Annotated in this window: 20 protein-coding genes; 3 read left to right on the top strand and 17 right to left on the bottom strand. The window is 67.4% G+C overall.

Features of this window, described 5'->3' with window-relative positions; translation table 11 throughout:
- Positions 1-85: 85 nt before the first annotated feature.
- The 9 genes from ACZY08_RS00265 to ACZY08_RS00305 form a co-directional block, all read right to left on the bottom strand.
- The gene (locus ACZY08_RS00265) at positions 86-1,159 is read right to left on the bottom strand and encodes a lysophospholipid acyltransferase family protein (protein ID WP_463744090.1); all 1,074 of its coding nucleotides are present in this window, start codon (positions 1,157-1,159) and stop codon (positions 86-88) included.
- Positions 1,160-1,188: 29 nt separating this feature from the next.
- Positions 1,189-2,322: an SDR family oxidoreductase gene (locus tag ACZY08_RS00270; RefSeq protein ID WP_463742622.1), complete on the bottom strand. Its 1,134-nt coding sequence runs from the start codon at positions 2,320-2,322 to the stop codon at positions 1,189-1,191.
- Positions 2,323-2,351: 29 nt separating this feature from the next.
- The gene (locus tag ACZY08_RS00275) at positions 2,352-2,453 is read right to left on the bottom strand and encodes a 30S ribosomal protein bS22 (RefSeq protein ID WP_003402602.1); all 102 of its coding nucleotides are present in this window, start codon (positions 2,451-2,453) and stop codon (positions 2,352-2,354) included.
- Between the two features lie 130 nt (positions 2,454-2,583).
- Positions 2,584-2,811, bottom strand: a complete 228-nt coding sequence (locus tag ACZY08_RS00280) for a cell division/environmental response transcriptional regulator (RefSeq protein WP_003882954.1) — start codon at positions 2,809-2,811, stop codon at positions 2,584-2,586.
- Positions 2,812-2,949: 138 nt separating this feature from the next.
- Entirely contained in the window at positions 2,950-3,810 is an 861-nt protein-coding gene (proC, locus tag ACZY08_RS00285) for a pyrroline-5-carboxylate reductase (protein ID WP_463742623.1), read from the bottom strand.
- Positions 3,811-3,836: 26 nt separating this feature from the next.
- Positions 3,837-4,649: a thioesterase family protein gene (locus ACZY08_RS00290; RefSeq protein ID WP_463742624.1), complete on the bottom strand. Its 813-nt coding sequence runs from the start codon at positions 4,647-4,649 to the stop codon at positions 3,837-3,839.
- Between the two features lie 38 nt (positions 4,650-4,687).
- Positions 4,688-5,533 (bottom strand): sugar phosphate isomerase/epimerase family protein, encoded by an 846-nt coding sequence (locus ACZY08_RS00295; RefSeq protein WP_463742625.1) that lies wholly within the window; start codon positions 5,531-5,533, stop codon positions 4,688-4,690.
- 102 nt (positions 5,534-5,635) lie between these two features.
- The gene (locus ACZY08_RS00300) at positions 5,636-6,745 is read right to left on the bottom strand and encodes an FUSC family protein (RefSeq protein ID WP_463742626.1); all 1,110 of its coding nucleotides are present in this window, start codon (positions 6,743-6,745) and stop codon (positions 5,636-5,638) included.
- Between the two features lie 38 nt (positions 6,746-6,783).
- Positions 6,784-7,755, bottom strand: a complete 972-nt coding sequence (locus ACZY08_RS00305) for a Ppx/GppA family phosphatase (protein WP_463742627.1) — start codon at positions 7,753-7,755, stop codon at positions 6,784-6,786.
- A gap of 149 nt (positions 7,756-7,904) precedes the next feature.
- Between ACZY08_RS00305 and ACZY08_RS00310 the strand changes: the two genes are divergently transcribed.
- Positions 7,905-8,681 (top strand): DUF3109 family protein, encoded by a 777-nt coding sequence (locus ACZY08_RS00310; protein ID WP_463742628.1) that lies wholly within the window; start codon positions 7,905-7,907, stop codon positions 8,679-8,681.
- A gap of 8 nt (positions 8,682-8,689) precedes the next feature.
- Here the strand turns inward: ACZY08_RS00310 and regX are convergent, their stop codons facing one another.
- The 6 genes from regX to ACZY08_RS00340 all read right to left on the bottom strand — a co-directional run bounded on the left by regX (position 8,690) and on the right by ACZY08_RS00340 (position 14,640).
- Entirely contained in the window at positions 8,690-9,376 is a 687-nt protein-coding gene (gene regX / locus ACZY08_RS00315) for a two-component sensory transduction protein RegX (protein WP_463742629.1), read from the bottom strand.
- A gap of 8 nt (positions 9,377-9,384) precedes the next feature.
- Positions 9,385-10,572 (bottom strand): sensor histidine kinase, encoded by a 1,188-nt coding sequence (locus tag ACZY08_RS00320; protein ID WP_463742630.1) that lies wholly within the window; start codon positions 10,570-10,572, stop codon positions 9,385-9,387.
- Between the two features lie 143 nt (positions 10,573-10,715).
- Positions 10,716-11,459, bottom strand: a complete 744-nt coding sequence (locus tag ACZY08_RS00325; RefSeq protein ID WP_463742631.1) for a phosphoglyceromutase — start codon at positions 11,457-11,459, stop codon at positions 10,716-10,718.
- A 112-nt stretch (positions 11,460-11,571) separates the two neighbouring features.
- Positions 11,572-12,066, bottom strand: coding sequence for a type III secretion system chaperone family protein (locus ACZY08_RS00330; protein ID WP_463742632.1), 495 nt, complete (start codon positions 12,064-12,066; stop codon positions 11,572-11,574).
- The gene (mshA, locus tag ACZY08_RS00335; protein ID WP_463742633.1) at positions 12,063-13,367 is read right to left on the bottom strand and encodes a D-inositol-3-phosphate glycosyltransferase; all 1,305 of its coding nucleotides are present in this window, start codon (positions 13,365-13,367) and stop codon (positions 12,063-12,065) included. The genes ACZY08_RS00330 and mshA overlap by 4 nt, the downstream gene beginning before the upstream one ends.
- 10 nt (positions 13,368-13,377) lie before the next feature.
- On the bottom strand, positions 13,378-14,640 hold the full coding sequence (locus ACZY08_RS00340; protein ID WP_463744091.1) for an ROK family protein: 1,263 nt from the start codon (positions 14,638-14,640) through the stop codon (positions 13,378-13,380).
- A gap of 271 nt (positions 14,641-14,911) precedes the next feature.
- On the opposite strand from ACZY08_RS00340, the gene ACZY08_RS00345 reads away from it, so the two are divergent.
- Entirely contained in the window at positions 14,912-15,661 is a 750-nt protein-coding gene (locus tag ACZY08_RS00345) for an SDR family NAD(P)-dependent oxidoreductase (RefSeq protein ID WP_463742634.1), read from the top strand.
- A 99-nt stretch (positions 15,662-15,760) separates the two neighbouring features.
- Here the strand turns inward: ACZY08_RS00345 and ACZY08_RS00350 are convergent, their stop codons facing one another.
- Complete coding sequence (locus tag ACZY08_RS00350) at positions 15,761-17,089, bottom strand: L,D-transpeptidase (protein ID WP_463742635.1); 1,329 nt, start codon at positions 17,087-17,089, stop codon at positions 15,761-15,763.
- A gap of 6 nt (positions 17,090-17,095) precedes the next feature.
- A complete protein-coding gene (locus ACZY08_RS00355) occupies positions 17,096-18,226 on the bottom strand; it encodes a UDP-N-acetylmuramate dehydrogenase (protein WP_463742636.1) in 1,131 nt (376 codons plus the stop codon).
- Positions 18,227-18,252: 26 nt separating this feature from the next.
- On the opposite strand from ACZY08_RS00355, the gene ACZY08_RS00360 reads away from it, so the two are divergent.
- The gene (locus ACZY08_RS00360) at positions 18,253-18,759 is read left to right on the top strand and encodes a DUF2505 domain-containing protein (RefSeq protein ID WP_463742637.1); all 507 of its coding nucleotides are present in this window, start codon (positions 18,253-18,255) and stop codon (positions 18,757-18,759) included.
- The last annotated feature ends 6 nt before the right edge of the window (positions 18,760-18,765 follow it).

Below are 18,765 nucleotides of genomic sequence, written 5' to 3' on the forward strand. Positions count from 1 at the left end.
CCCTTTTTCACATGGAAATGGGCAGTTTTGTTGGGGCCCCTCCCGCTTGCGGGGGACTGCTCGCGGAAAAGGGTGAGCGAAAAACTCAGCCGAAGAACATGTTTCGGCGACCGGCCAGCAGCTGATACAGCGTGTGCTGGATGGTCTCGCGGACCTGATCGGTCAGCTCGAACGTGATCATCGGATCGTCGGCGGCGGTCTCGTCGTAGTCGACCGTCTCGATCGGCTCACCGAACTGGATGTGCCACTTCGACGGCAACGGCACCAGGCCGAGCGGGCCGGCCAGCGGGAACAGCGGGGTCACCGGGAAGTACGGCAGACCGAGCAACCGGGCCAGCAGCTTCACGTCGGCCATCATCGGGTAGATCTCCTCCGAGCCCACTATCGAGCACGGCACGATCGGCGCCTGGGCTCGCAGCGCTGCGGAAACGAAGCCGCCACGGCCGAACCGCTGCAGCTTGTAGCGATCTTTGAAGTTCTTGCCCAGCCCCTTGAAGCCCTCCGGGAACACCGCGGTGAGCTCACCGTTGGCCAGCAGCCGGTGCGCGTCGGTGCTGCAGGCGACGGTGTGCCCCGCCTTGCGCGCGGCCTGCCCGACCATCGGCAGGTCGAACACCAGATCGGCGGCCAGCAGACGCAGATCCCGGTGCGCGGGGTGGTGATCGTGTACGGCCACCTGGGTCATCAACCCGTCGAAGGGCAGCACCCCGGCGTGGTTGGCCACCACGAGCGCGGCCCCGCTCTCGGGCAGGTTCTCGATACCGGACACCTCGACCCGGAACCAGGACCGGAAAAACGTTCGCAGCAAAGGCAAGAAGATTGCGTTGGTGAGGTGCGGGTCGAACCCGAACTCGTCCACCGAGTACTCACCGGTCATCCGGGTGCGGACGAATTCCGAGACGGCGGCTATGCCCTTGACGAGTTCGCTGGGGCCTTCGTCGACAGTCGACTGACCCGACGCGCTGCTGCGGTGCTGATCGATCTCACGGACCACCGCGGCGATCTGCTCGGCCGAGGCACGGCTTCCCGGATCGGCCAGGACAGAAGGATGCCTGCGGGCGCTGTCGGACCGGGCCGCCGCTCGGCGCGCAGCCGAGGAACGATTCGAGTTCCCATGTAGCGGAATGACTTTCGCTTTTGATTCGCCCGCCACGTCGATACCTTCTCCCACCCCGGATAGAGCCAGTACTAATGTCCCAAACGCTGCGCCACCCCCACGGCGCGACTCTCCATTGAGCGTACCCATCGCGGATCGAGTATCGGTGTCAATCCACGACCTCGGACGTAGTCGTCGAATGCCTCGACGGTCGTCCACTTGGGACTGTAGCCCAGAACCCTGTGCATCCGCGTAGTGTCCATGACCCGGCCGTAGCTCAGATAGTTCATCTGATCGCGGTCGAGTTCGGTGTAACGCGTTGCGCGACTGAGTGAATTGATCGCCGACAACGCCCCACGCGGGACCGGGAGCCGGATCCGTCCGGAGCGCCGGATCGCCTGGCTCATCATGATGATGCCGGAGGCGCCGACGTTGAACGTGCCCGCCTTGCCGGCCATCGTCGCACGCTCGAGCGCACCGAGGGCGTCCTGTTCGTGCAGCAGTTGCAGCCGCGCGTCATGTCCGACGACCGACGGAACCACCGGCCCGGCCAGATACCGCGAGAGTGCGGTGTCCATCGCGGGCCCGATCATGTTGGCCAGCCGCAGGATGGTCAGGTCGATGTCCGGACGGCGCCGGGCCAGGCCGCGCGCGTAGCCCTCCATGTCGATGCTGTCGCGAGCGAACCCGTCACCCGGCGGACGCCGAGCGCTGCTCTCCTCGCTGAACATCACCGGATCGCGCGGGGACGCGCCGTACACCTCAGAGGTGGACTTGAGCACGACCCGACGGACCGACGGTGTCTTCTGGCAGGCGGCGAACAACTGGATGGCGCCCATCACGTTGAGTTCCTTCAACGTGGCGGGGCCTCCGGACCGCGGCGCATAGGATGCCGCCGCGGCATGCACGACGGTGTCCACATTCCCGTTTCGGATCACCTTGGCGATAAACGGGTTGCGGATGTCCGCGCGGACGAACTCCGCGCGTCCCATCCGACGCATCAGATCCTTGCTCGGCACCACCGCATCGACGGCGATGATGTGCTCGATCGCCGGGTTCTGCGCCAGCCTGGCGATCAGGTAACCACCGAGAAACCGGCACGCACCCGTGACCAGAACTACTTTCGGAGCGGGTGACGCATCTGCGGACTGTCCCGCACCGGAAGTGTCCGAACCAGATCCGGGGACTCCCGTAGGGCGTCCCCCCGAACGACCATCAGAATCCATCGGCTCAGCCTAGCGGCCGCAGCAGTTGGCTACTTGCCGAGTTTTCTACGCTGCACCCGGGTACGGCGAAGCAGCTTGCGGTGCTTCTTCTTCGACATACGCTTACGCCGCTTCTTGATGACTGAGCCCATAAACCCTGGTGTCTCCGCTACTGACGCTGATGATTGACCTGGTTACTTTACCCGGGACGGTCACCGAAACGGAAAACGCCAGCCTGCTCTGGGCGCTCAGCCCGTACGGCCGCGCCCTCGACCCGGATTGTCAGCCGGCGTCGAAGTACGAAGACTCCAGCAGATCGTGGACTGCCTTGGCGTGGACCCGGAACGATCGGCCCACTCGAACCGCAGGCAGTTCACCGTTGTGCACCAACCGGTACACCGTCATCTTCGAGACCCTCATCAGGCTCGCCACTTCGGCGACCGTCAGAAATTGAGCTCGAGGCTGACCGTCGCCAGCATCCCGCGCCGATGGCCCGTTCATAGACGTCATCGCAACCCAATCAATCAGGCACGGGCAGTTCCAGCGGCTTCCCCACCGCTGGCACCGACCCGCGCATACATAGGGAGAATAGCGTGGCGGGTGGGGTTACTGCGACGGGTGTGGGCTAATCAGTTGGAATTAATCTAATTACTCAGATGTAATTCCGAGCTGCTCAGAGCGCGTTTTCGCGGCCAGAACGGCGTTGGACACGGCACCCCGCAATCCCCCGCGCTCCAGTTCCCGCAGCCCAGCGGCGGTGGTGCCGGCCGGCGAGGTCACCATGGCCCGCAATCGCGCCGGTGTGGTGTCCAGCGCGGCGCCTCCGGCCGCGTTCACCTCATCGAGACGCTCCAGCAGCATTGCCGCCGAGCCTGCCATCGTCTGGACCGCCAGATCGGTGGCCACCGCACGCGACAGACCCGCTTCCACGCCCGCATCCACCAGAGCCTCGACCATCAGGAAGAAGTACGCCGGCCCCGACCCGGACACCGCGGTCACCGCGTCCAGCTGCGACTCACTCACCGTGAGCACGCCGCCGACCGCATCGAAGATCGACGAGACCTCCTTGAGCTGCTCGGCAGTCGCGAACCGGCCCGCCGCCAAGGCGCTCACCCCGCCGCCGACCACGATCGGGGAGTTGGGCATCACGCGGATGACCGGAGACCCGGCCGGCAGCTTGTTCTCGTAGTAAGACGTGCTGACGCCGGCCGCGATGCTGACGAACACCTGCTCGGCGGTGTCGGAATCGGCACGCGCCACCGCGTCGGCGATCTCGTCGATCACATTCGCGACGTCGCTCGGCTTGACCGCGACCACCACGTAGGCGGCGTTGTCGGCGGCATCGGCGACCGAGGTCACCAGCACCGAGTACTTTTCCGACAGGTACTTGGCCCGGTCCGGGTACTTCTCCGCGACCACCATGTCCTTGACCTGCCTGCCAGCCCTCAACAGCCCCGACAGCAGCGCCTCGCCCATGCTTCCGCCGCCGATTATCGCGATTCTCGACATGGGCGACAGCATTCCATGTCGAGACGTCAGGACGCTGCAGGCACCATCGCCAGCTGCCGCGTCTGCACGATGATCCGGCCCTCGCAGTCGACGACGATGTGATCCTCGTCGAACCAGTCCTGGCCGATCTGCACCGAGGTGCACATCACCCGCAGCCAGCCATCGGCCGGCAATGCCCGCAGATAGGCCGTCAATTGGACCGTGGGCGCCCAACCGGTGCGTTCCACGGCGAAAGTCACCGGAGCCGACACATCGCCGCACAGGAGCGCGAACAGCACGTCGGGAGCCACCCCCTTCGGACGCACCCAGTACTCGAACACCGGCGGCCCACCATCGGAACGCGGACCCATGGTGTGCAGGGCCGGCCGGATGTCGCAGCCGTGCGCCAGGTGCACGACGTGCTCCATCGGATGCCCGGGGCCGATCGGCTCCAGCCCAGGTGGCGGTTCGGGCGTCATCAGCGGCACCACGGGGTTGAACGACAGCAGCGGAGGCACGTGATGCTCCGGCTCACCGAGGGTGACCGACACCGTCACCGCGGTTCGGTCCCCCTGCCGGAGCTCGACGTCCACCAGACCGATCCGGCGGCCCCGCTTCCGCACCGTGGTGACCACCTGCATCGGACCGGGATCCGGCGCCCACAGGAAATTTCCGGAGACCGCCAGGGGCTGAGCGGACGTGCCCAGCTCGGTGCGGGCGGCGTTGGCGCACAGCGCGAGCATGGCGCCGCCGTGCACCTTGGGCCCGATCGTCCAATGCTCGTTGAGCTCGCCGTGATAGACGCCGTCGCCGGCCGACGTCAGTGCCATGGCATCGGTGAACAGGGTGGAACCGGTCATGTGCGTCCTTTGCAGCCGGGGCGTGGATGGGATCGAGCTCAGCGCAACAGGTGTGTGCGGGCGAACTGCAACGACTCGGTCAGCAGCGCCTCGCGTTCGGACGCCGTCCTGGCCGCCGAGGTGGTGACCTCGAGGACGACGTGGCCGGAGAAATCGCCCGCCGCCAGCATCTGGCACACCTCGGCGGTGGGCTGAGTGCCGCGGCCCGGGACCAGATGCTCGTCGGTGGATGCGCCCTTGCCGTCGCACAGATGCAGGTGCACCAGACCGTCGCCCATACGCCGGGCCATGTCCATCGCATCGGTGCCTGCCGTCGCGGTATGGCTCAGATCGAGCGTGTAGTGCGCATGATCGCCGTCCAGCGGGTCATACGACGGCGCGAAAGCGGAGATGCCCGGGCCCGGCCTGCCACCGCGCTTGCGCATCCGCTCGATCGACGTGCCGCCCGCCCCGAAAAACCGGTCGGCGCGGAACGGGAACATGTTCTCCACCGCCACCAGGACCTCGCTGTCGGCCTCCAACTGGGCCACCTGCTCGCTGAACCCCTCGGCGTAGCGGCGCTGCCAGCGGAACGGTGGATGCACGACGACGGTCTGCGCACCCAACTCCTCGGCGGCACGGACGCTGCGTTCCAGCTTCGGGATCGGGTTGGAACCCCACACCCGCTGTGAGATCAGCAGACAGGGCGCGTGCACCGACAACACCGGCACGCCGTAGTGCGCCGACATCTTGGCGACGGCCTCGACATCTTGGCTGACCGACTCCGCCCACACCATCAGCTCGACACCGTCGTAGCCGAGGCGGGCGGCGTACTCGAACGCGGCCTCCGTCCTCAGCGGGTAGACCGAGGCGGTGGACAGACCGATCTTGATGGCTGGGCGCACGACCTAATTGTGTACTGAGGCCCTATCGCTCCTCGCGTGCGCGGTGGCTGTTTCGCTCCTCGCGTGCGCAGTGGCTGATTTGCTCCTCGCGTGCGCGGCAGCCTAACTCGCCTGCAGCAGTGCCAACGGCCCGAAGGTCACCAGCGCTCCGACCGCCACCGCGGTCAGCGTGCTGCCGATGTCCTCGGTCTTGCGAACCACCCGCACGCCACCGGCCAGGCCGAGGATGACCAGCACCCCGAGCACCAGCGCGACGATGGTGTTCCACTTCCACAGCTGATCGAAGGCGACGAAAAGGCCGGCGCCGAAGGCCACCGCGATCACGCACTGACCGACGATCCACAGCCCGCGAACCAGCGGGGAGGCCGGAAGCTGCTCCTCGTCGAATTCGTCGTGCTCGTCGAAGTCGTCGACGCCCTGCGACAGGTCCTCGTCGTGGTCGAGATCGATGCCGTCACGGCCCCGGGAACGCCGCGCCTGCTCATCGGCCACGGACCCTCCGCCGAACAACGGCCCGAGTGACGAGTACGAACGATCTCCGTAATCGTCGCCGTAGTCGTCGCCCGCGTAGTCGTCGTACACGGTGTCGTCGACAGAATCCACGCCGTGCAGGTCGTGGTCATCGGGCTCGACCAACGCCTCGGCCGGCCCTGCCGCGGCATCCGCGTCAAGGTCGTAGAGGGGATCCGGGCTCATCCGCTCGGCACCGGTCCCCGACGGTCGGTAGTCACGCGCCGCCTTTTTGGGCTGCCCGCGGCGGGGACGCGGCCGGAACTCGACAGGCTCGGGGTCGGCATCGCGCGCGGCCAGGTGCGCGTCGTAGTCGTCCTCGGCCTCGCCGCGCACCACGTCGGGTTCGGCCGGCCTGATGGGCGGCTTGACTCGTGGGGGCCGGGGACCGCCGTTGCGGACCCGCGGCTCTTCGCGGGGCTCGCGGGGCTCGCGGGGCTCGTCCAGGATGGGCGCCACGACGGCGGTGTCGACCAGTGGGTCAGGCGCGGGAACCGGCGTATCGAGGAGTTCGTCCTCCATGTCATCGGTGATGACGGGGATCTCGCCGGTGAGCTCGGCGACCGTCACCGAGTCGCTGTTACCGCGCCGACGCCGACGGCGACCGCCCACCGGGGGTGCCCCGATCGTCCCGTTCTTTGCCAGCAACTCCGCGACCGAGATCGGTCGGGTGCCGGTTGGGCTGTTCTCTGGTCCTGTCATACCGTCATACCTATGTTGCCTTTGGGGCTAGCTTTTCCTTAACGTCCGGCGTCCCGCGCGTACGTCTCTACCAAGGCTGTGCCGTCGGCCTCGCTGTCGAGTTTCCGCAGAATCAATCCCTCTCGCAACGCCCAGGGGCAAATGTCGACGGAATCGATCTCCAGTGCTCGCATACTAGCCTCAGCTACCAAAGCACCGGCCACGATCTGTGGTGCCCTCTCGGCACTCACCCCTTCCAGTTCGGCACGGTCAGCCGCTGTCATCCTAGAGATGAAAGCTATGAGCTGTCTTAATCCGGCAGCGGTGAGGGTCCGCTTGACCCGTGGGCCTGCGCCCGACGGGGCCGCCCCGGTGAGTCGGGCCAGCGATCGGAAGGTCTTGGACGTGGCCACCGCGAGGTCCGGGTTCCCGGCCCGGCGCATGGTCGTACCGGCATCGGCGAGCTCGGTGGCCAGCCAGTCCCGCAGCATCGCGACCCGGCGCCGCCCAGGTGGGTCTTCGGCCAACCACTCCCTGGTCAGCCGGCCGGCGCCCAGGGGCAGCGACATTGCCACCTCGGGCTCCTCGTCGACCCCGGAAGACAGTTCCAGCGAGCCCCCGCCGATGTCGATGTTGATGATGCGGCCCGCGCTCCAGCCGTACCAGCGGCGCACCGCCAGGAACGTCAGGCGGGATTCGTCGACGCCGCTCAGCACGCCCAGGGAAACCCCGGTCTCAGCCCGAACCCTGGCCAGGACCTCCTCGGAGTTGGTGGCGTCGCGCACCGCCGAGGTGGCAAACGCCATCAATTCGGAACAACCCGAGCTGGTGGCGATTTTGGCGAACTCGTCCACCGTGGCCACCAGGCTGTCGGCGCCCTTGCGGGTCAGTTTGCCGGAGCTGTCGATCGCCTCGGCGAGTCGCAGCGCCGCCTTGGTGGAGCTCATCGGGGTCGGGTGTCCCCCACGGCGCGCATCCACCACGAGGAGATGAACCGTGTTACTCCCGACATCGAGCACGCCTAGCCGCACTGGACCAACCTAACCGCAGGCGACCAGCGCTCCGTGGCCGGACCTCCCCGAATCCGCGAGATGCGCCCGCCCAGGCTGTCTGACTTCCCACCGCCGGTAGTGCCGCGGTTGGGAAATGCGTTCCGCCGTATGCGAGTACCGTTTGCGCCGTGACAGATTTGCATCCCGGCGAAGTCGAACTCGACTTTGCCCGCGAATGGGTGGAGTTCTATGACCCGGAGGACGCGACCCACCTGATCGCGGCCGACATGACGTGGTTGTTGTCCCGCTGGACGTGTGTCTTCGGCACACCGGCCTGCAAGGGCACCGTCGAGGGCCGCCCGGACGACGGCTGCTGCTCGCATGGCGCGTTCCTCTCTGATGACGACGATCGGGCCCGGCTCGACGACGCGGTCAAACAGCTGACCGACGACGACTGGGAGTTCCGGGAGAAGGGCCTGGGCCGCAAGGGCTACCTGGAAGACGACGAGTACGACGGCAAGCCCAATCTGCGCACCCGAAAGTACAAGGGGGCGTGCATCTTCCTGAACCGGCCAGGTTTCCCCGGCGGCATCGGATGTGCGCTGCACAGCAAGGCCCTCAAGCTCGGTGTCGAGCCGCTGACCATGAAGCCCGACGTGTGCTGGCAGTTGCCGATCCGGCGCAGCCAGGAATGGATCACCCGGCCCGACGACACGCAGATCCTGCGAACGGTCATCACCGAATACGACCGGCGCGGCTGGGGCGAGGGCGGTGCCGACCTGCACTGGTACTGCACCGGTGATCCCGCCGCCCATGTCGGCGCCCGCCCGGTGTTCGAGTCCTACGGCCCCGAGCTCACCGCGGTGCTCGGCGAGAAGGCCTACGCCGAGTTGGCCGCGATGTGCCGGCGGCGCAGCGCCCTGGGTTTGGTCGCCGTGCATCCGGCCACCCGCGCCGCCGAGTAGCGCGGGGTTCAGCCCTCCAGCTTGTACCCGAGGCCACGCACGGTGACCAGGTGCACCGGGTTGGCCGGGTCGGACTCGATCTTGGAACGCAGCCGTTTGACATGCACGTCAAGGGTTTTGGTGTCACCCACATAGTCGGCGCCCCACACCCGGTCGATGAGCTGGCCACGGGTGAGCACCCGGCCACTGTTGCGCATCAGGTACTCGAGCAGGTCGAACTCCTTGAGCGGCAACGTGATCTGTTCCCCGTTGACACTGACGACATGCCGCTCGACGTCCATTCGGACCGGGCCGGCCTCCAGCACGCCGTCACCGATCGCGCCGTCATCGGTGTCGGAGCCGCGGCGCAGCACCGCCCGGATCCGCGCGATCAGCTCGCGGGCCGAATACGGCTTGGTGACATAGTCATCGGCACCCAACTCGAGGCCGACAACCTTGTCGATCTCACTGTCACGCGCGGTGACCATGATCACCGGCACGCTGGATCGGGCACGCAGTTGCTTACAGACGTCGGTACCGCTCATCCCCGGCAGCATCAGGTCCAGCAGGACGATATCGGCGCCGGAGCGCTCGAACTCGGCCAGTGCGGAGGGACCATCCGCCACGACGGTGGCCTCGAAGCCTTCCTTGCGGAGCAGGAATGCCAGGGGATCGGCCAGCGACTCCTCGTCTTCAACGATCAACACGCTGGTCATTGGTCTCGCTAGTCCTCTCGGTCGTCTGAGTCGCCTGTGGACTCATCGGTTTCGGGATAGGCCGGAATCGACAGGGTGAATGTCGACCCGGTGCCCGGCTGACTCCACAGCCGGATGGTTCCGTTGTGGTTGGCGGCCACATGTTTGACGATCGCCAGGCCCAGCCCGGTGCCGCCGGTGGCGCGCGACCGGGCCTTGTCGACCCGGAAGAACCGCTCGAAGACCCGTTCCTGATCGGCCTTGGCGATTCCGATTCCGCGGTCGGTGACCGCGATCTCGACACTGCCGCCCCGCCGGCGCCGGCTGACGGATATGCCGGATCCGTTGGGCGAGTAAGCAATTGCATTGGACACCAGATTGGCGATGGCGGTCACGAGCAAGGTCTGGTCACCCAGCACCCGGAAGCCGGTCGGGGCGTCGGTGGTGATCGAGATGTCGGCCTTGTCGGCGGCCACCTTGTGCCGCGACAGCGCCTCGGACACCACGGTGTCGACGTCGACGGCCCCCAGATCGGGCAACCGCTCGGCACCCTGCAGCCGGGACAGTTCGATCAGCTCGCCGACCATGTCGGCCAGGCGCAGCGATTCGGCCACCATCTTGTCGGAGAAGCGACGCACCATGTCCGGGTCGTCGGCGGAGGCCTGCAGCGCCTCGGCGAGCACCCGCATGGCGCCCACCGGAGTTTTGAGCTCATGACTGACGTTGGCGACAAAGTCGCGCCGAGTGGCTTCCATCCGGGCGTGCTCGGACTGGTCGTCGGCGTAGACGACGGCGAAACGGCCGTCTTCGGCGGACAGCGGCCGCACCCAGCCGCGCACCGATATCCCCGAGCGTCCGGGGTGCGGCAACTTGCGTGGCGACAGATCGACGTCGATGGGCTGGCCGGTGGCGAACACCTGCTCGGCTGCGCGCCAGGCTCGGTCGTCGAGCAGACGGTCACGCACCACGCCCAGCTCGGTGGCGCGGTCGTTGGCGTAGACGACGTCGTTGAACGAGTCGACCACGACGATGCCGTTGGGCGCTGCGGACACGATGTGCTGCAGCATCTGCGACACCGTCAGGCCGGCCTCATCAGCCTCGCGCTGCTGCCGCTTGGCCACGATTCGAGGGGCGACCACGGCGGCCACCCCCGCACCGACGATCAGCGCGAGCAACGACACGACCACCGTCAGCAGTAACGCCGACACCAAGCTCACGCGAAAATCGTACGCACACGGTGAACGTCATCGGTGCAACGTGCGGCCAAAACGGGACAAGTCACACCGACAAATACAGGAGTTCGGCTCTCGTTAACCCTCGGTAACCTGCTGTTTGCCCGCAAGCCCGAGTGTCCAGCGAACTATTTCTTGGCGCCTTGCGCGGCGACGGCGGCGGCCCCGGCAGCGGCGGCCTCGGGGTCGAGGTATTCACCACCCGCCACCAGCGGCTTGAGGTTCTCGTCGAGGTCATAGCGCAGCGGGATGCCGGTCGGGATGTTCAGGCCGACGACCTCCTCGTCGGACATCCCGTCGAGGTACTTGACCAGCGCACGCAGCGAGTTGCCGTGGGCGGCGATCAGGACGGTCTTGCCGGATTTGATGTCCGGCACGATGGCCTGCTCGAAGTACGGCACGAACCGCGCCACCACGTCGGCCAGGCATTCGGTCAGCGGGCCGCCGCCGATGTCGGCGTAGCGCGGGTCGGCGTCCTGACTGAACTCGCTGCCCTTCTCGATCGCTGGGGGCGGGGTGTCGTAGCTGCGCCGCCACGCCATGAACTGCTCTTCGCCGTACTTCTCCTTGGTCGCGGCCTTGTCCAGGCCCTGCAGCGCACCGTAGTGCCGCTCGTTGAGTCGCCAGTCGCGATGCACCGGGATCCAGTGCCGGTCGGCGGCGTCCAGCGCCAGGTTGGCGGTGGTGATCGCGCGGCGCAGCAGCGACGTGTAGACCACGTCGGGCAGTACGTCGTTCTCGACCAGCAGCTTGCCGCCGCGGACCGCCTCGGTGCGGCCCTTGTCGGTGAGGTCGACGTCGACCCATCCGGTGAATAGGTTCTTCTGGTTCCAGTCGCTCTCACCGTGGCGGAGCAGGATCAGCGTCGGCATGCGAGTGATCTTCTCACGAGCGCCGTCACCGCGGCCGAGCGTGGGTGCTGTGCACGTATCCGGGCGAATCCGTCTGCACGAGGCCCACGCTCACACCTGAACCTCAGCACAATCAGTCGTCGATCAGGTGCTCGAACGCCTCCAAGTTCTTCAGCGATTCGCCCCGCGAGACCCGCCACTCCCACTCTTTCTGGATCGACGAGCGGAAACCGAGTTCCAGCAAGGTGTTGAAGTCGGAGTCGACGGCTTCGAGCACCTGCCCGAGCACCCGGTCGATCTCGTCGGCGGTGACCGCTTCCAGCGCCATCCGGCCGACGAGGTAGATGTCGCCGACGTTGTCGAGGGTGTAGGCGACGCCGTAGAGCCTGCGGTTGCGTTTGAGCAGGAACCGGTAGACGCCTTCGAAGTTTTCGTCGGGCTTGCGGCACACGAACGCCTCTACCCGCACCGAGTGCTCGCCGATGCTCAGGATGGTGTTGGTCTTGAGCTTCCGTTCCCCCGGGAGCTCCACCACGATGCCGGGCAGCCCGCCGCGGGCGCCCTCGTGCCGGTGGTAGACCAGCTCGTGCTCTTCGAGGGTGTCGACGATCAGCTGTTCGACACTCACGCCCGCACCCCGCGTCGCAGCGCGAACCGGCGTCCCGTACGGCGCGCGGACGGCCTGCGGTGCCGGGACCGGTAATCGCTCATCGCATGGGCGTAGCTGTTGAGCAGCGCATCGACGGTGTGCGCCCAGGAGAACTGCGCGGCGTGGGCCGCGGCGGCCAGGCGCAACGGACCCGGGTCGCGCTGCAGTACGTCATCGATCGCAGCCGCCCAGTCGTCGACGTCGTGCCCGTCGACCAGGGCTCCGCTGACACCGTCGGCCACCGCGACCGGCAAACCGCCGACCGCGGCCGCCACCACCGGTGTCCCGCACGCCTGGGCCTCGATCGCGACCAGGCCGAATGATTCGGAGTAGCTGGGCACCGCGACCAGATCGGCGGCGCGGTACACGTTGACCAACTGTTCGCGGGACTGCGGGGGCAGGAACGTCACCCGGTCGGTGATACCCAGATCGTCGGCAAGTCGAACCAAGGTGTCGGGCTCGGCCAGGCCACTGCCCGACGGCCCACCGGCGACGAGCACCCGGAGCCCGGGCAGTTTGGCGGCGGCACGCAACAGCACGTCGGGTGCCTTGAGCGGCTGGATCCGGCCCACGAACGCGACCACCTGCTCGTGCGGTGCAATGCCGAGCACTGCGCGTGCCGCGTCGCGATCACCCGGGGTGAAGGCATCCAGATCCACTCCCGGATGCACCACATCGATACGTCCCGGATCGGCGTGGTGAAGCGAAACCAATTGCTGCGCTTCATGTTCGGTGTTCACGATGAGGCGATCGGCCTCGTCGACCACCTGCTGCTCCCCCACCGCGCGCAGCGGTGGCTCAGGCGAATCACCGGCGGCCAGTGCGGCGTTCTTCACCGCGGCCAGGGTGTGCGCGGTGTGCACGAGCGGCACCGCCCAGCGGTCCCGGGCCAGCCAGCCGACCTGTCCGGACAGCCAGTAATGCGAGTGGACGACGTCGTAATAGCCGGGCTCGTGGGTTGCCTCGGCACGCAACACCCCCGCGGTGAACGCGCACAGCTGAGTCGGCAGGTCGTACTTGTCCAGGCCCTCGAACGGACCGGCCACCACGTTGCGCACCAACACCCCGGGCGCCACCGGCACCACCGGGGCATCCGACGACGAGGTGGCCCTGGTGAAAACCTCCACCTCGACGCCGCGCCGGGCCAGCTGCAACGCGGTCTGCAGCACGTAGACATTCATCCCGCCGGCGTCACCGGTACCCGGCTGCGCCAGCGGCGAGGTGTGTACGGATATCACCGCAACGCGGCGGGGAATCTCGAGGTCTGTGGCTAGACGCACAAAGACATGTCTACACCGCCGCCGATCGGCGGGTTTGAGCGCGCCGCATGGCGCCGATCGGATCCGCATACAGGCCGCCTAGCGAAACAATGCCGGCACTGGCCTCCTGAACCCGGTTGCCGAAGGCCGTCAGCCGGATATCACGGGGGCCCAGCACCGAGCGGCGCGTGACAGCGTCCTCCACGACGGGCAGGCCTTCGGGGTATTCGGTGAAGGCCTGGCCACCGAGCACCAGATCGTCGGGGTTGAGCAGATCGCGCAGCAACGCCACGGCCTCGCCGAGCACCCGGGCCCGGTCCGCCAGCAGCTCGCGGGCCTTCTCCCCGGATTCCGAACCGCCCTGCCGGGCTACGCGCAGCACCGTCGACAGCGTCGAGGACGGGCCGTCGGCCGGGACGATCCGCAGCTTGCGGGCCGCGTTGAGCACCGCTTCGTCACTCACGGTGGATTCCAGTTGCCCTGAACCGCCGAGCAATTCGGATTGCGCGGGCAGGCCCGCGATCGTGCCGGGCCCGCTGGCCGGGGAGTGCACGCGTCCGTCGATCGACAGCGCGTAGCCGACGGTCTCGCGGGCGTAGACGTAAAGGCTGGTCCGTGCCGGAGCGCCGGCGGACTCCGGGGAGGAACGCCGTCCCCCCAGCAGCAGTTCGGCGCCGGCCATCGCATCCACGTGCGAGGCGACCGACACCGGCAACGCCAGCGCTTCGGCGAGCACCGGGCCCACCGGGGCATCGACCCAGCCCAGCCGCGGATGATCGAGATACCCGGTGGCACTGTCGACGACGCCACCGGCGGCCACCCCGACCCACAGTGGACGACGACGGTGCCAGCGGCTCAGGTACCGGCGGGCGCTGGAGGCCAACGTGGCCAACGCCGCGGACTGGGATCCCGACGGGGTTGGCGTCTCGACCACGTCGAGAGTGCGACCGAACAGGTCGGTGGCGACGATGCTGGTGGTGCGCGCACCGATGTGGATGCCGAGCGTCAGGTAAGGCTCGTGGTTGACCTCGACGGGCACGCGGGGCCGTCCGATGGCCCCGGAAACCGCGAGATCGGCGCGCTCACGCAGGATTCCGGCTTCCAGAAGTGCAGTGACCTGACGGTTGACGGTCGCGATGCTCAACTGCGTGAGCTGTGCGATGGCATCCCTGGCGATGGGCCCGCGGGTGCGGATGGCACTGAAGACCGATGCCGCGGCGGCGTCGGGCACCTTCAGCGACGGGGCGACGATGTGCAGCAGCCGCGACTGCGGGTAGCGCGAGGCCGCCGACAGCGACCGGGCACCCGACGAAGCAGAGGAAGCCGAGGAGTTACTGGAGCGCTTCCGAAGGGGAGCGGCGATGGCGGTGGTCACGTGAATGGTCCTTACTGGTTGTCGGCTGGTGGGGAGAGACCACACCTGGCGACTCAGCAGGACGGGAAAACGGTGTCCGGGTTCAGTCAGGCGCGGCGGGGTGCGCAACAACAACACGCACGCCGCGCGAAGCGGGACTGGAGACTTCCGGACACACGAAGAACTTAGCACGCCATCTAATGTTGGGCAGATGACGACACCACAGTCAGACACGCGAGTGGCAGTGGTTACCGGCGCCAGCGCCGGAATCGGTGCCGCGACGGCCAGATCCCTTGCCGCCCTAGGTTTTCACGTTATCTGTGCGGCCCGTCGAGCTGATCGGGTCCAGGCGCTGGCCGAGGAGATCGGCGGCACCGCGATTGTGGCGGACGTCACTGACCAGGACGCCGTCGACGCCTTGGCGGCGCAGCTGAACCGGGTGGATGTGCTGGTGAACAACGCCGGCGGGGCCCGCGGGCTGGAATCCGTCCTGGACGCTGACCTGGAGCATTGGCAGTGGATGTGGGAAACCAACGTGCTGGGCACACTGCGGGTCTCCCGGGCGCTGCTACCCAAGCTCATCGCCTCCGGCGACGGGCTGATCGTCACCGTCACCTCGATCGCGGCATTCGAGACCTATGACGGCGGCTCGGGATACTCCGCGGCCAAACACGCCCAGGGCGCCCTGCACCGCACGCTGCGCGGCGAGCTTCTCGGAAAACCGGTGCGGCTCACCGAGATTGCACCGGGTGCGGTGGAGACCGAGTTCTCGCTGGTGCGCTTCGACGGAGACCAGGAGCGGGCCGACAACGTGTACCGCGGCATCACCCCGATGGTGGCCGAGGATGTCGCCGAGGTGATCGGGTTCGTCGCGTCGCGACCCTCACACGTCAATCTCGACCAGATCGTGATCCGTCCGCGTGATCAGGCGCCGCACGGAAGGTTCAATCGCCGGGTGTGATGCACCGAAGGTTCCTCGTCGTCGGCTGCTCGCCGATTTCGACATCACGGCTGCGCTTCTTCGCGGGTTAGCGACCCTCAAGTCGAAAACGGCGAACGGCTAACCGCCCGGCGTGGGCTTCGGCGGGGTCGTGGTCGTGGGCGTGCCGGACAATGTCGGAGCGTCCGTCGGCGTCGCCGGGGCCGATGCAGGCAGATTCGTGGGCGAATCCTGCGTGGACAGCGCCGACATGGACTTCCACTCGTTCCAGTCCACCGCCCAGTCCCAGATATCGCCGTCGGCGTAGGACAGCTCGATCCGGGTACCGGTCACCTCGACCGGATCCCCGTACATCGCGCTGTTGAAGTACTGCTGGGAGTTCTCCAGGTTCAGGTTGATGCAGCCGTTGGTCACGTTGGTGTTGCCCTGCGAACCGATGCTGTTCGGGTTGCAGTGGATGAACTCGCCGTTGTTGGAGATCCGCACCGCGAAACGTTCGTGCACATTGCTGTACCCGGCGGCGGGGTTGGTCATCCAGAAGTCCTCGTACTTCTCGGTGACCACGTGGATGCCGCTGCGCGTGACGTTGCGGTCCAGGTCGCCCTCCCCGTAGCTGCAGGCGAAGTCCATGATCACCGCGCCGGATCCGTCGAGCACCTGGATGCGGTGGCTGGAGGCCTCGGCCTTGACCACCTGGCGGCGTCCGATCTCGAAGTCGAGCGTCGAGTCGGCCGCACCGTAGGCACCGTCACCGAAGCTGACGCCGTACAGCGGCGCCTTGACGCTCACCTTGGTTCCGGTCGGGTAGTACTCCCGGGTGCGCCAGTGCACGCGCGAGCCCCCGGCCTCGTCGGGCAGCCATGCCCAACTGCCCTCTACGGACGGCGTGGTGGTCACCTGAAGCGCTTTTTCGACGGTCGCCCGGTACTTGTCGTCGATCGCGGCGTCGAACTGCAGGATGATCGGCGCGGCCACGCCGACAACCTGGCCGTCGGCAAGCTGGAACTGACCGTTGACCTGTTTCTGCGGGGCGACGGTGGAGAACTTGCCCTGTACGGACTCGGCCTTGCCGTCCTGCCCCACCACGGATCCCGCCCACGTGTAGGTGGATTCGTAGCCAAGCGGTTCGGTGGCAGTGAACGCCGTGCGGTCACTGTTGAATTTGCCGGCGACGACCTTGCCGTTGGCATTGGTCAGGCTGACGCGCTGGAACACACCGTTCTCGACCTTCACACCGACCGGCGCCGTCGGCAGCACGTCCTCGGAGTCGGCGGCAGGCTCGTAGGTCACCGTCGGCGCCGCGGTCCGCTCGGCCTCAGGGGCGGAGACGGACGATTCTCGCGAGCAGGCAGCCAACAGTCCGGCACCCACTCCGACGGTCAACACCGTCAGGGCACGCCGCCGATTGAACAACGGCGCATCCGCCTCTATATCACCGCCAGGGCTCACGTGGACCTAGGGTACTGATAGATCGCACCCAATCAGAATCGGTTCGGGGTGCAGCATGATCCCGAAGCGGTCCAAAACACCCGCCTGCACCGCTCTGGCCAGGGCAATCACATCGGCAGTGTTCGCCTCGCCACGATTGGTCAGAGCCAGGGCATGCTTGGTGGAAAGCCGCGCGGGAGCACCGTCACCGGGGTACCCCTTGCCGAACCCGGCGTGTTCGACGAGCCAGCCCGCCGCGAGCTTGACGCCGTCGGGCGCGGGGTAATGAGGCACCTGTCCGGCCGCCGCTTCCGGGTCAGCCCCGCCCGCCCGGACCGCCCGGCCCGCCCGGAACATGGCCTCGACCCGCTCGAACTCGGCCTGCGACACCACGGGGTTGGTGAAGAACGACCCGACGCTCCACGTGTCATGGTCTTGCGCGTCGAGCACCATCCCTTTGCCGGCACGCAACTGCAGCACGGCCTGGCGAACACGCATCGGGTCGGCCCGCTCCCCCGGTTCGACACCGAGCGCGGTGGCCAGTTCGCGGTAACGCAGCGGTGCACTTCGCCGGTCCGGGGCCCCATCCGCATTCAAGGCGAACTCGACTTCGAGCACGATGACGGCGTCGGAGCGTTTGAGGATGCTGGTGCGGTAGCCGAACTTGAGCTCTTCCGGTGCGGCCCAACGGACTTCACCCGTGCGCCGGTCGAGGAGCCGGACCCGGCTGATGGTGTCGGCGACCTCGGCCCCGTACGCACCCACGTTCTGCACCGGGGTGGCCCCGGCCGATCCCGGTATCCCGGACAGACATTCGAGCCCGCCCAGCCCGTGCTGCAGCGAGGCGACGACGACGTCGTCGAACACGGCGCCGGCCTCGGCGCGCACCAGGTCGCCCTCGACCGTGATCGCGGTGTTGGCCACGCGCACCACGGTGAGGTCCGGCATCGTGTCGGAGAGGTCGTCGGCCAGCACCACGTTGGATCCGCCGGCGAGCACCAGGATGGGGTCGGATACCGCCCGCAGGACATCGATGAGCTGATCGGTGCTGGTGCAGGTGAGCACCCTGCGCGCCACCGGACCGACCCGCAGCGTGGTCAGCGGGGCCAGCGCAACCGACTCGGCGATCGCGACACCGGCAACATACGAACTGACCACGGGCCGTAACGGTAGCCTGACCAGCTATGCCGCGATCATTCGACATGGCCACCGACTACGAAGCCGGCGTCGAACAGGTCCACCGGGCATTCGCCGACGAACGGTATTGGCTGGCACGGCTTGCCGATTCGGGGGCCGACCAAACCGCGCTCGACGCCCTGACCGTGACCGACGACGGCGATATCGAGGCGGCCACCACGCAGATCCTGCGCGCAGGCCGGCTGCCCGGGCTGGTGTCGCAGTTTCACCGCGGCGATCTACACATCCGGCGCGAGGAGCATTGGGAGCCGATCCGAGACGGCGTATCTCACGGCACGGTGCAGGGCTCCGTCACCGGGGCGCCGGTGTCCCTGTCCGGAACCGCGACGCTCGCCACGACCGGCGGCGGGTCCCGGCTGTCGGTGCACATCACGGTCGAGGTGAGAGTGCCGCTCGTCGGCGGCAAGATCGAGAGTTTCATCGGCGCGCAGCTGGTCGACCTGTTGACCGCCGAGCAACGGTTCACGTCGGTGTGGATCACCGATCGCGGCTGACCCCGC

It is taken from the genome of Mycobacterium sp. IDUB_9 (genome assembly GCF_055419505.1).

Excerpts from the sequence above, each read along its gene's own strand:
- ACZY08_RS00270 (WP_463742622.1), bottom strand. The coding sequence starts at position 2,322 with ATGGATTCTGATGGTCGTTCGGGGGGACGCCCTACGGGAGTCCCCGGA.
- ACZY08_RS00275 (WP_003402602.1), bottom strand. The coding sequence starts at position 2,453 with ATGGGCTCAGTCATCAAGAAGCGGCGTAAGCGTATGTCGAAGAAGAAG.
- ACZY08_RS00280 (WP_003882954.1), bottom strand. The coding sequence starts at position 2,811 with ATGACGTCTATGAACGGGCCATCGGCGCGGGATGCTGGCGACGGTCAG.
- proC (WP_463742623.1), bottom strand. The coding sequence starts at position 3,810 with ATGTCGAGAATCGCGATAATCGGCGGCGGAAGCATGGGCGAGGCGCTG.
- ACZY08_RS00290 (WP_463742624.1), bottom strand. The coding sequence starts at position 4,649 with ATGACCGGTTCCACCCTGTTCACCGATGCCATGGCACTGACGTCGGCC.
- ACZY08_RS00300 (WP_463742626.1), bottom strand. The coding sequence starts at position 6,745 with ATGACAGGACCAGAGAACAGCCCAACCGGCACCCGACCGATCTCGGTC.
- regX (WP_463742629.1), bottom strand. The coding sequence starts at position 9,376 with ATGACCAGCGTGTTGATCGTTGAAGACGAGGAGTCGCTGGCCGATCCC.
- ACZY08_RS00325 (WP_463742631.1), bottom strand. The coding sequence starts at position 11,459 with ATGCCGACGCTGATCCTGCTCCGCCACGGTGAGAGCGACTGGAACCAG.
- ACZY08_RS00345 (WP_463742634.1), top strand. The coding sequence starts at position 14,912 with ATGACGACACCACAGTCAGACACGCGAGTGGCAGTGGTTACCGGCGCC.
- ACZY08_RS00360 (WP_463742637.1), top strand. The coding sequence starts at position 18,253 with ATGCCGCGATCATTCGACATGGCCACCGACTACGAAGCCGGCGTCGAA.